This window comes from Acinetobacter sp. N1-1 (genome assembly GCF_056711485.1).
Genome location: NZ_JBWXUO010000012.1, coordinates 1,550,921 through 1,563,208, shown reverse-complemented (window position 1 = coordinate 1,563,208; position 12,288 = coordinate 1,550,921). Strand labels below are relative to the sequence as shown.

Below are 12,288 nucleotides of genomic sequence, written 5' to 3'. Positions count from 1 at the left end.
AATCTAATTCAAGGAGTGCAAGAGTGGCAAACTCTGCTCAGGCTAAAAAACGTGCGCGTCAAAACGTTAAAGCGCGCAAACACAACGCAAGCTTACGTTCTATGGTTCGTACGTACATCAAACGTACTTTAAGTGCTATTGCTGCTGGTGACTATGCTGTTGCTTCAGATGCTTACAAACAAGCAGTTCCTGTAATCGACCGTATGGCTGACAAAGGCATTATCCACAAAAATAAAGCTGCTCGCCATAAGAGCCGCTTAAATACACAAGTTAAAGCTTTAGCTGCTAACTAAGTTGTATAAAAAAAAGCCCCTAAGTTAGGGGCTTTTTTTATAGGCTCTAATTTCTTCTACTGAAATACACCCCTTTTCCCCACGCCATATCCAATATATAAGACACGTATCAAATGAGCTTCCCTCAAACCAAATAAATACACCTTCCATCATATCTGGCCAATCACATTCTATTAAGTGAGTTTTTTTTGTAATAAATGCCAATATTGCAGCTAAAATTGTATCATGTGTTACTGCGAGTGCTAACTCGGCTTTATCCATTGGATGTTGGTTATATAGCAATTCTAAAATATCACACACACCAATCGATGCATATTTCATTCCTGGAAGTTCATTATTTATAAATCCATTAATAAACCCCAATGCTCCCTTTTCTTGAAAGAATGGTGAGGCTTTTCCAATATCTACAACTAAACTGCCAGGTTCTACAAGCAAACCTTGTGAAACCACTTCTACTTGTATCATACTTTGTCTATTTTCTTTAGCTCCTTCAATCATCAATGATGCCGTATCTAGACAACGCTCAATAGGACTAGAAATACATGAAACAATCTGCCGTTGAGTTATTCTAGATAAGAAAGTGCCCCATGCTTTTGCAAGTTGACAACCATCCTGTGTCAGTTGCAAATCATAGCCTGCCAGCCCCTTTCTTGTTGTAACATCACGTATTGAATGGCGTGTAAACAAGGTGACCGGTATATTATTTTCAGGTAATAACTCAATCGCTTGCAACATTGTTGGTGGCAGCAAAGTTAAAGACATAATAAGAATTCATCACTTTTTATTATAAAACTATAGTTAAAACATATTTTTTCATCTGTGCAAAGCATCTAATGCAAAAAATGCAATTTCATGTAATTTACTATTTCTAAATGCAATAAACCCCTGATTTAGTAAACTAGACCGTTGATTATATGTAAAGGCTTCTGAATTTAAGCTATATAATCCACCACCTATACATTCTAAAAGATATTGCCCTGCACTAGTATCCCATTCAAAAGTTGGATGAAATCTTGGATAGATATCAACTTCACCTTCAAGCATCAAACAAAATTTATATGCACTCCCACACTGTACAATTTCAACAGAATAATTTTTCGCTATTTCGTCAAAATAGGATTGATACAAACTAACTTGCATACTTTCCTTCTGTTTTTTTTTGCCTTGACTGACTGCAACTTTAAGTAAAGTATGATCATCATAAATCTTATCTGAAAAAACAAACCATTCTTGTGTATTATATGAATATTTAAAAACCTTTCCCTCAATTGAAGCAATATATATTGAGTCATACATTGGTGCCATAATCGCTGAAAATATAGTCTTTCCATCAACCACGCGACTTAAATTAATCGTAAATTGATCTCTCTTTTCTAGAAATTCTTTTGTACCATCTAAAGGATCTAATAGCCAAAACTCGCGCCACTTCTCTCTTTCATTATGTATTCCTTCCTCAGAAAGAAGAGGAATATTTGGCGTCCATAATTTTAACTTAGAAGAAATAACTTGATGAGAACAAATATCTGCTTCCGTTACAGGAGAATTGTCAGATTTAATATCAATATGAATATCTTGATATTTACAATAATGAAGATATACCTTTTTTATTACATGACTAGCTTCTTCAAGTAGTTCCGCAACTTTTAAAATAGTTATATCTTGTGGTTGACCTGTAGCTATGAACATAATTTAAGACCATATTATCATTTAAATATAGTTTATCTAATAAAACTCAATTATTTCGATGGAAACAAAAAATTATACATATGATTACTCTGAATCTATCGTTATAACCATAATTCTTATTTGATTAGAACGTCAATAATTGGTAAATATTAATAAAGTCATTCACCGCTGTTATAGGAAACATATGAAGCAAAGTGTCTCACCCAAAGAACTAGAGCATATGCGTATAGATAAATGGCTATGGGCTGCAAGATTCTTTAAAACACGATCTGTTGCAAAAGCTGCCATAGAGGGTGGTAAAGTACATCATGCTTCTGAGCGCGTTAAAGTATCTAAAGAAATTAGAGTTGGCATGGAGCTTACAATACAACAAGGTAAAGATAAGAAGACTGTTACAGTTAAAAATCTTTCCAACACACGTGGTCCCGCATCTATTGCACAACAACTTTATGAAGAAACACCTCTAAGTATTTCACGTCGTGAGCTTATTTCTGCACAAAGAAAGCTAGACAACCTTGCAAAACCTGAAAGTCGTCCTGACAAACGAGACCGTAGAAAAATCCATCAATTTAAAGAAGATAATTCTCAAAGCTACCATGAGCAGTGGAGCTATCATCACGACACTCACTAAGACGACATAGTATGTCGCAATGCAGATAAATCAATCTAGTGAAAAGCCTTAAAATCTGTCACTATAGTTAGATAGAAATTAGAACAACAAACTGAAATCAGATTGTTTGCTGTTCATGATATATCGTGTTTAGAGGTTATAAGATGGACGAAAACAAAAGTAAAGCGTTAAATGCAGCTTTAGGACAAATTGAAAAACAGTTTGGCAAAAATACTGTAATGCGTTTAGGTAGCAATACCGTACAAGCAGTTGAAGCAATTTCGACAGGGTCATTACAATTAGATATAGCCTTAGGCATTGGTGGTTTACCTAAAGGTCGTATTGTTGAAATTTATGGACCTGAATCATCAGGTAAAACAACAATGACGCTTCAAGCAATTGCTGAGTGTCAAAAAGCTGGTGGTACTTGTGCTTTTATTGATGCGGAGCATGCACTAGATCCACAATATGCACGTAAGCTTGGTGTAGATATAGATAACCTTCTCGTTTCACAGCCAGACCACGGTGAACAAGCACTAGAAATTGCAGACATGCTTGTTCGCTCAGGTGCTGTAGATCTTATTGTTGTTGACTCTGTGGCTGCACTTACACCTCGTGCTGAAATTGAAGGTGAAATGGGTGACTCCCATATGGGACTACAAGCTCGCTTAATGAGCCAAGCTTTACGTAAAATTACAGGCAATGCAAAACGCTCAAACTGTATGGTTATTTTTATTAACCAAATTCGTATGAAAATTGGTGTCATGTTTGGTAGCCCAGAAACAACGACTGGTGGTAATGCATTGAAGTTCTATGCCTCAGTTCGCTTAGATATTCGTCGTGCTGGGCAGGTTAAAGAAGGCGATGAAATTATTGGCTCAGAAACCAAAATTAAAGTTGTTAAAAATAAGATGGCACCTCCTTTCCGAGAAGCATTATTTCAAATTCTTTATGGTAAAGGTGTCAATCATTTAGGTGAAGTTATTGACCTTGCAGTTCAGCAAGACATCATTCAAAAAGCAGGTGCTTGGTACTCTTATCAAGGCAGTAAAATTGGGCAAGGTAAAAATAATGTCATTAGATATTTAGAAGAGAATCTTGCAATTGTAGAAGAGGTTGAGAAACAAATTCGCTCACAGCTGCTAGTGACTCAAAAGCCTGTAGAAACAGAGCAAGACCAAGATATAATAGACGCGTAAATCTACACAATTACTCTAGTTATAGCTACTATAACTAGAGAGATCCTCATATATATTTATTTTTCTATATGCAATACAAAACAAAGCCTCAAAAAACACTTACAGGCGCTCGCCTACGCTCATATGCTTATGCTCTATTAACGAGGAGAGAATTCTCTAAGACCGAACTCACAAACAAGCTACTTGAATATGCACAAGATGATCAAGAAGTAATTAAATTTATCCAAGAATTGCAGGAATATGGATATCAAAGTGACCAAAGAGCTGCTGAACAAGTTCTTAGAAGTCAAATATATAAAGGTCAAGGCCCTCATAGAATAAAACAGAAGCTACAACAAAGGGCTCTTGATACATCTTACATTGATGAACAAATTCAGGAAACTGACTGGTTTAATGAAGCATATAAACTAAAAGTTCGTAAATTTGGAGATAATGTAGAAAAAGATATGAAAAAAAGAGCCAAACAGATTAGATTCTTACAGTATAGAGGGTATGATTTAGATATGATATTTAAAGTTGTTGATTTTAGCGATTGTAATAATTAGATTTGGAGGTAATCCTACTAGCAAAAACTCGGCACATTGCAGATCTGCTACCGTTGCTACCTTCCGGTCCTGGCGGGGTTCACAGAGTACAATTGCGAGATAACCAGTAGGATCACCATCACAAGGACTAGTATAGTGATTTTTAGCTTACATGCAAGTACACTCCAAACATATTGATTATTAATAAAACAAATATAATAAAAAATAAAATCAAGTGCTTACTTTTAAACCACTATCATAAAAATGCTGAAAGTTTGTAAATACTTATTGCTTTATATCTTATAAAATTGATAAATATACCTAAGTCTTTTTTGGGTCTTAATATGAATTTTTCTAAATATAGTTATAGTCTTCTTCCTTTAATATTCACATCTTTAGTTTATGCAGCACCTATCGAAAGTGTAAGCTTAAGTCAGGTAGCTACCTCTACAGCACAAACACAAAATATATCAGATTCATCTACTACCCCAGAAAATATAGCTATTCCTGCAAATTTGAATTGGCAACTCATGCAACAGAATCAAAAGCTTGATGAGGAGGTTAGAAGATTAAGAGGGGCTTTAGAAGAAGATGAGCACACTATACAACAATTAAAAAAAGATCTTGATAGTCATTATTCCAACCTAGACCAACGCTTACAAATTGTCGAGCAGCGTTTAGATGCCGATGAGAAAGCAGCAGCTTCAGAACCAGCTCCAACAGATAGTAGTGCTTCAGAACCAACTACACAAGATCAGAGTAAAACCCCTAATTCACAATCAAAAAGCAATAGCACACCACAAAAAAAAACTGATATAAATACAGATAATCAAGAAAAACTAATGAGTGAAAAAGATGCATATACTCTTGCATTAACAGCATATAAACAAGGTGGAGCAAAACAAGCCATTTCTCCTATGGAGAAGTTCATTAAAAACTATCCAAATAGTGTATATATTGCTAATGCTCATTTTTGGCTAGCAGAGTTTAATCTAGCTATAGAACCTGCTAACTATGCAACAGCTAAGCAAAACTATGAAATAGTTGCAAAACAATACCCTCAGTCAGAGAAGGCATCCAGAGCGCTGTATCAACTCTATAGTATTGCTAAAGAAGTAGATCATAATGCTGTTTCTGCAAAACTATATAAACAGCAAATAGTAACAAAGTATCCAAAGTCCAAAGAAGCAGGCTATTTAAAATCGTAAACAAAAAAAGCTAAACTAGATCATAGTTTAGCTTTTTTTACTTTATATAAGTGTTATCTTATAATTCCACGCTTAGACTGCTCTAAAGAATCTAATAATAGCTGAGCTTCTTTTACATTTGGTAGAATTGTTTCACGAATTGCATCAATTGCTTCTTTGGTAGTAAGCCCATCTTTATAAATTAGTTTAAAGCAATTACGCAAACCACTTATAACTTCTTTAGACCAACCACGACGTCTCATGCCTTCTAAATTTAATCCAAATGCATGTGCGGGGTTTCCAGAAACCATCATATATGCAGGAATATCCTTTAGAATAAGTGATGATGCACCTATCATACTATACGAGTCTATCTTACAAAATTGATGAATACCTGAGTTACCACCAATCACAACATAATCGCCAATATGAACATGACCAGCAACGCCAACATTGTTGGCAAATATATTATGGTCGCCAACCTGACAATCATGCGCAATATGGGTATTTACCATAAGTAAGTTATGACTACCTATTTTTGTCAAACTTTGATCTTGTATAGTTCCACGGTGCAGACTTGAGTGTTCACGAATGATATTATGATCACCAATTTCCAACCAAGTTTCTTCACCTTTATATTTTAGGTCTTGACAAACTTCGCCAACACTTGCAAATTGAAAAATTTCATTATAGGAACCAATACGAGTATACCCGCCAACAACAACATGTGAGTGAAGCTTTGTTCCCGAACCAATTGTAACATGAGGACCAATAATACAATATGGTCCTATTTTAACATCTGCTGAAATTACAGCAGATGAATCAATTATAGCGGTGGGGTGAATATATTCAGTATTGCTCATGCCTGCTCTATATTTTCTGATGAGAGATAATAATTTCAGCTGTTGTTGCAACAACGCCATCTACAGATGCTGTACAGCTATACTTATAGATACCACGCTTTTGCATTACAAGCTCTGACTTAAGAACTAATTGGTCACCAGCAACCACTTGCTTTTTAAATCGAATTTTTTCTGCACCCGCAAAAAGAAAGAGTGAACCTGGCGCTGGCTTCACATCATTCATTACAAAACCTAAAATACCTGAAATCTGTGCCAAGGCCTCAATAATTAGAACACCAGGCATAATTGGATATTCAGGAAAATGACCTTGTAAAAACTCTTCATTAATTGAAACATTTTTATAGCCAACAATACCATTATCAGTAATTTCAACAACACGATCGACCAATAGAAATGGATAACGATGTGGTAAATATTCACGAATTTGCTGAATATTCATTGGCAATTCAGGTTTATTTTGACTTGTTGTTTGAGATTCTGTGACCATATTACTTACGCATCTTTAAAGTTGATTCAATAGACTCAATTTGAGTCTGTATATGATCTAATCGTTTGATTACTTTAGTCAATGGCACATCTGCTAATTGTCTTAATCTAACAATTGTTCTACGCCACTGCCCACTTTCAAATAATCCAGTTCCTGATGAATATGTTCCTGCCTCAAAAATGCTTTTTGTGACCATTGACATTCCAGTTAATGTCACATTATCTGCAATTTTGATGTGCCCTGCAATACCACAAGCGCCTGCAAATATACAATTTTTGCCAATTATAGTACTTCCAGCAATACCTGTTTTCGCCGCAATAGCAGTATTTTCACCAACTTGAACATTATGTGCAATTTGCACAAGGTTATCAATAATGACTCCATCACTTAAAATTGTATCATCTAACGCACCACGATCTATACTGCAATTTGACCCAATTCTGACTCTATTACCAATGTGAACAGACCCAAGTTGTGCAATTCTATGCCATGTCCCTTGATATGGTGCAAATCCAAACCCTTCTCCACCAATCACTGTATTCGCATGAATACGTACATCATTACCAACTTTAGAGAATCCTGTTAAAATCACATGAGAGTCAATAAAACAGTTCTTACCAACTTCCACACCTACATCTAACTTAGTATGCGACTCAATAACTGTTGCATCACCAACGACGCAATTCTCCTCAATAACCACATAATGACCAATATACGCTGTATCTGAAATAATTGCAGATGGATGAATTTTGGCAGTATTTTCTATCCCTACATTATTTTTCTTTAACTCGAAGGCATGTGTTAGTGTAGCAAATGCAAGATAGGGATTTTGTACAATAATAAAGTTAGAAATATGAGAAAGCTTATCTTTTAACTCAGATGTAATAATAAGTACACCTGCTTTCGAAGTTTTTGCTTGCTCTAAATATTTATCGCCATTCACAAAAGAAATATTATTTTCATTTGCAAGCTCTAAACTTGATAACCCATTGACGATAAACTCTGGTTCGCCAACTAACTCACCTTGAACAAGATGAGCTAGTTGTTGTAATTGATATTGCTTTTGATTCATTGATTATCTAATTGCATTAACCTTTTGAATCATTTTATCAGTTAAATCGTTGTTATTGTCATATGCAAGTGCAGCATTTTTATTTAAAACAACATCTAAATTACCATCTTTACGTAATTGCTCAGCTGCCTGTTGCACACGAGAAGTAAATGTTTGGCTTGTACTTTGTGATGTCGCTTGTACTTTTTGCTGGATACTCTGCTCAAGTGAGTTAATTTCATTAACCTTTGACTCATACTGAGCTTTCAACTGTTGTACTTCTGCTGGCTTTGCATTCGCTGCTTTTTCTTGTAAATCTTGAATTTCTTTATTTAATTGCTCGGCACGTGCTGTACTTGGTTTCACTGATTGTTGAAGTGAAGTGTTTTGTTGTTTCAGATAGTTACTATTATCTACAACACGTTGCATATCCACAACACCATAACCCGCAGCATTTGCCATTGTTGCAACCGTACTACTTGCCATTAAAAAAGCAGTCACTAATTTTTTCATTTGTATTTCCTTTTAAAGTTAAATTATAAAATAGGCGTACTTCTTAGAAAGTACGACCAATTTGGAATTGTACATTTTGCGTATTATCACCATCTTTTTTATTCAATGGATAAGCATAACTAATGGAAAGTGGTCCAATCATTGTATTCCATGTTAGTCCAATACCTGCGCTATAACGCAAATTGCTTAGATCAAAACCATAGTTATCTTTACAATATTGTTTGCCATTTACGCTTGTTGTTCCATCATAAAAATCTGATGTATTCTTACATTCAGTATCAAATGTTTGCCCCCCCTCAACAAAGAGAACAGGTCTTACATTTTGTGCCCAATCACCTTTTGATGGAACTGGAAGAATTAATTCAGAACCAAATTGTACAAGTGCATTACCACCAATTGGATCTTTATTAGAATCAGAAGTTTTTGTTTTACTATAATACTCACCAGGATAGCGAGGACCTAAAGTATTATCTTCATATCCACGTACTGATCCCCAGCCGCCAGCATAAAAGTTTTTCCAGAATGGTAAGTCATGACCATAACCTACTTTACCATATGCACGTGCACCAAAGCCTTTTCCTATAGGGAAAAAGACTTGACCGCTATATGTAAGTTTTTGGTATTCAGAATCACTACCTGGTAAAGCAACTTCTAAGTTAATTGCGTGCAATTGACCTGAAGTTGGAAACATTGGACGATCCAATGTATTAAATGACCAACCTAAATTTGCTAAATAGTTTAGGTATGTTCCAGAGTAAATAGAAACACCCGTTGTAGAGTCAGTACTTTCGCTACCACCATGATTTTTCAAATAAGCTCCATATGCTGTAGAGCCGTAAATATCAGTAGTAACTTTATTATTTTCTAAACCAAGAGAACCACTAATACTTTGATTTTCGTCAATTGGATATGAAAGACTCGCACTTGCACCAACAGCTTTAGAGTAGTAGTCACTTACATGATAGTCTTCATAAGGTTTTGTTTCACGATAGTATACGTTGTAACCAGCACTTATACCGTCAATCGTGAAGTATGGGTCTGTAACCGAAAGATTATAGTATGTAGAGTATGAAGACTTTGTAAAGTCCAGCCCAACACTATTACCTGTACCAAGAAAGTTAGACTGACTAATACCTGCTTGATAAGTAATACCACCACTTTGTGAGTAGCCAATCGCAAGCGTACTTGTACCTGAATGCTGCTCTTCAACATTTACATCTAAATCAACTTGATCAGGAACATTAGGAATACGTACAGGCTTAATATCTACGGTTTTAAAGTATCCAGTTCTTTGTAAACGTAGCTTTGAAAGGTCTATTTTTTCATTACTTGCAAGAGCACCTTCCATTTGTCTCATTTCACGACGTAAAACAGTATCAGCTGTTTTTGTATTACCCATAAAATTAATACGACGAATTGTTACTTGTTGCCCTGGATTAATATAGTAAACAACATTCACAACTTTGTTATCATTATCAATTTGTGGCACAACATTTACTTGTGCAAAATAATACCCGGCATTGCCATATTTTTTGAGTAATAGATTTTTAACAGCATCAATTTTTTCTTGTGAGTATACTTCACCCTCTTTGTATACTTGCAATGTTTTCAATTCTTCAGGCTTAAATAATGTATCACCTAAAAACTTTGTTGTCCCAACTTTAAATTGCTGACCCTCAGTAATAGATACATTTACAAAAATCTTTTGTTTATCATCATTAATATTTAAATCTGATGAATTGACTTCAAAGTTAACGTATCCATTATTTAAGTAAAGTGCTCGTAATGCATCTAAACTTGCTGTCATTCTTTCTCGAGCAAAATGATCATTTCTTGTTAAAATTGAATACCAAGCACTCTCTTTTAATGCAAATGCTTGCTTAACATCGTCATCGCTAAAAACCTTATTACCAACAACATTCACTTCAACAACTTTAGCAGCTTTACCTTCAATAAAGTTTAAAGTTAAATCTACACGATTATTTGGTCTTGCTGTACGGTCAATCGTTACTTTCGCATTATAACGACCTTGTTGTATATATTGCTGTTCTAACTCAGTTTCAATATTTTGTAATAGAGATGGTTTTAAGACTTCGCCCTCTGCAAGTCCCATTTTCTTCAGACCATCTTGTAAAGCCTCTTTAGGAATAAGCTTATTCCCCTTAAAGTCAACCTTAGCAATAACTGGTCGCTCAGCAACTTTGAATAGTAAAGTCCCATCGTTTTGTTGCACTGCTTTTATATCATCAAAAAGCCCTGTGTCATATAAAGTATGTATTGCACTGTTTAAAGTTGCTTCATTAACACGATCACCGCTTTTAATCGGCAACATACTAGATACATTGGCAGGTATCAAGCGTACTAGACCATCAAACTTTATATCACGTGCAATAAAGCCATCTGCTGCATAAACTTGTTGTACTGCCGCCATTGCACTAATAAGTGCCAAAGGCATAAAAAGATGTGTGTGACGCATGCCTATTTTTTTCCACTAAGTTGAATATTTGTTAATCCTGTTATAAACGCATAAAATCATTAAATAAAGCAAGGATCATCATGCTACCAAGCAACACCATACCGATTTTAAGACCGATTAACTGTACTTGTTCTGAAACAGGTTTGCCTCTAATTGCTTCTATAAAATAATAAACTAAATGCCCGCCATCAAGCATTGGTATAGGTAATAAATTTAAAACACCTAAACTAACACTCATTAACGCCATAAATGAGATAAATGTTTGCCATCCCATTTCAGCACTTTGTCCTGCTACCTTAGCAATTGTAATCGGGCCAGACAAGTTTTCTAGGCCAATTAAACCACGAATCATTTTTACAACAGAATTAAGCATCATGCCTGATATTTCTGTCGTTTTATTTATTGCTTTCGTAAACGCTTGCACAGGCGTGTATTTTATAACCTGCTTATAGTCATCAGGAATTATTAATTTCCCTATATGACTTTGAACACCAAGCATACCAACCACATTACCCATATCATCTCTTTTACCTTGAGGCATAACCTGTAAGTTAAGAAGACTACCTTGACGTAACACTTGAATATCTAATAATTTTTCAGGTGATTTTTTAACAATATCAACAACATCAAACCAGTCTGGCGTAAGTGTATGATCAATAGATACTATGCGATCATTCACTTGCATTCCTTGAAGTTTTGCTGCTCCACCTTCACTAAGACTAGAAATAATTGGATCAATTTTTGGTCTATATGGTAGAAAACCTAAAGTTTCTATGGATGATACAGATTGATTTTGTAGAAAATGTGAAATAGATAAGTTATATAATTTTAATTTACCATTGTGTTCGGCCTGAATTTGTATTGTGCCATTTTCACCTGCACGACGTACAAGTGCAAAATTCAATCCTTCCCATGTCGATACTGCTGCTCCATCTACAGAAACAATTTGATCGCCAGCCATCAGACCAGCAATAGCAGCTGATGTATTTGGAATTACTTTACCTATTTTAGTATTTAGCTGTTCTTGTGTAGGTAAAAATAACACCCAAAATAGTAAAATTGCAAAAATTAAATTAATGAGTGGTCCAGCTAAAACAATCGCTATACGCTTCCAAGGAGACTGCCTATTAAATGCGTATGGTAAATCCTCTGTAGAAACCTGCCCCTCTCTCTCATCTAGCATTTTTACATAACCACCTAGAGGAAGTGCAGATAGTTTATATTCAATTTTAGTTTTTTTTGATGTCCACTTAAATAATGTTGGCCCAAAACCAATGGAATAAACCAAAACTTTAACGCCTAAACGTCTAGCTGCCCAATAATGACCAAATTCATGAATTGCAATGAGTGGTCCTAAAAGAAGAATTGCTGCTAAAACAATAAAAACCACATTCACTAC

Annotated in this window: 13 protein-coding genes and 1 other RNA gene; 5 read left to right on the top strand and 9 right to left on the bottom strand. The window is 35.1% G+C overall.

Annotated features, from left to right (window positions below; translation table 11 throughout):
• Window positions 1–23: 23 nt before the first annotated feature.
• Window positions 24–293, top strand: coding sequence for a 30S ribosomal protein S20 (rpsT, locus tag AC1MPL_RS07760; protein ID WP_023271974.1), 270 nt, complete (start codon window positions 24–26; stop codon window positions 291–293).
• A gap of 24 nt (window positions 294–317) precedes the next feature.
• Here the strand turns inward: rpsT and AC1MPL_RS07755 are convergent, their stop codons facing one another.
• Window positions 318–1,055, bottom strand: coding sequence for a histidine phosphatase family protein (locus AC1MPL_RS07755; RefSeq protein ID WP_479765207.1), 738 nt, complete (start codon window positions 1,053–1,055; stop codon window positions 318–320).
• Between the two features lie 51 nt (window positions 1,056–1,106).
• A complete protein-coding gene (locus AC1MPL_RS07750; RefSeq protein WP_479765206.1) occupies window positions 1,107–1,979 on the bottom strand; it encodes a 3'(2'),5'-bisphosphate nucleotidase CysQ family protein in 873 nt (290 codons plus the stop codon).
• A 184-nt stretch (window positions 1,980–2,163) separates the two neighbouring features.
• On the opposite strand from AC1MPL_RS07750, the gene AC1MPL_RS07745 reads away from it, so the two are divergent.
• From AC1MPL_RS07745 to AC1MPL_RS07735, 3 genes are all read left to right on the top strand, one after another.
• Window positions 2,164–2,610, top strand: a complete 447-nt coding sequence (locus AC1MPL_RS07745; RefSeq protein ID WP_479765205.1) for an RNA-binding S4 domain-containing protein — start codon at window positions 2,164–2,166, stop codon at window positions 2,608–2,610.
• Between the two features lie 143 nt (window positions 2,611–2,753).
• The gene (gene recA, locus AC1MPL_RS07740; protein WP_479765204.1) at window positions 2,754–3,788 is read left to right on the top strand and encodes a recombinase RecA; all 1,035 of its coding nucleotides are present in this window, start codon (window positions 2,754–2,756) and stop codon (window positions 3,786–3,788) included.
• Between the two features lie 68 nt (window positions 3,789–3,856).
• The gene (locus tag AC1MPL_RS07735) at window positions 3,857–4,333 is read left to right on the top strand and encodes a regulatory protein RecX (RefSeq protein ID WP_479765203.1); all 477 of its coding nucleotides are present in this window, start codon (window positions 3,857–3,859) and stop codon (window positions 4,331–4,333) included.
• A gap of 12 nt (window positions 4,334–4,345) precedes the next feature.
• Here the strand turns inward: AC1MPL_RS07735 and ffs are convergent.
• Window positions 4,346–4,442: signal recognition particle sRNA small type (gene ffs, locus AC1MPL_RS07730), an RNA gene on the bottom strand.
• 214 nt (window positions 4,443–4,656) lie between these two features.
• On the opposite strand from ffs, the gene AC1MPL_RS07725 reads away from it, so the two are divergent.
• Window positions 4,657–5,520: a YbgF trimerization domain-containing protein gene (locus AC1MPL_RS07725; protein WP_479765202.1), complete on the top strand. Its 864-nt coding sequence runs from the start codon at window positions 4,657–4,659 to the stop codon at window positions 5,518–5,520.
• A 53-nt stretch (window positions 5,521–5,573) separates the two neighbouring features.
• Here AC1MPL_RS07725 and lpxA read toward each other — a convergent pair whose 3' ends face one another.
• The 6 genes from lpxA to rseP are packed head-to-tail and all read right to left on the bottom strand — an operon-like array spanning window position 5,574 to window position 12,285.
• Window positions 5,574–6,362, bottom strand: coding sequence for an acyl-ACP--UDP-N-acetylglucosamine O-acyltransferase (lpxA, locus tag AC1MPL_RS07720; RefSeq protein WP_479765201.1), 789 nt, complete (start codon window positions 6,360–6,362; stop codon window positions 5,574–5,576).
• A gap of 7 nt (window positions 6,363–6,369) precedes the next feature.
• Window positions 6,370–6,849: a 3-hydroxyacyl-ACP dehydratase FabZ gene (gene fabZ / locus AC1MPL_RS07715; protein ID WP_479765200.1), complete on the bottom strand. Its 480-nt coding sequence runs from the start codon at window positions 6,847–6,849 to the stop codon at window positions 6,370–6,372.
• A gap of 1 nt (window position 6,850) precedes the next feature.
• A complete protein-coding gene (gene lpxD / locus AC1MPL_RS07710; protein WP_479765199.1) occupies window positions 6,851–7,921 on the bottom strand; it encodes a UDP-3-O-(3-hydroxymyristoyl)glucosamine N-acyltransferase in 1,071 nt (356 codons plus the stop codon).
• 3 nt (window positions 7,922–7,924) lie between these two features.
• Window positions 7,925–8,413, bottom strand: coding sequence for an OmpH/Skp family outer membrane protein (locus AC1MPL_RS07705; protein WP_479765198.1), 489 nt, complete (start codon window positions 8,411–8,413; stop codon window positions 7,925–7,927).
• A 43-nt stretch (window positions 8,414–8,456) separates the two neighbouring features.
• Complete coding sequence (gene bamA / locus AC1MPL_RS07700) at window positions 8,457–10,889, bottom strand: outer membrane protein assembly factor BamA (protein ID WP_479765197.1); 2,433 nt, start codon at window positions 10,887–10,889, stop codon at window positions 8,457–8,459.
• Between the two features lie 40 nt (window positions 10,890–10,929).
• The gene (gene rseP, locus AC1MPL_RS07695) at window positions 10,930–12,285 is read right to left on the bottom strand and encodes an RIP metalloprotease RseP (RefSeq protein WP_479765196.1); all 1,356 of its coding nucleotides are present in this window, start codon (window positions 12,283–12,285) and stop codon (window positions 10,930–10,932) included.
• Window positions 12,286–12,288 lie beyond the last annotated feature (3 nt).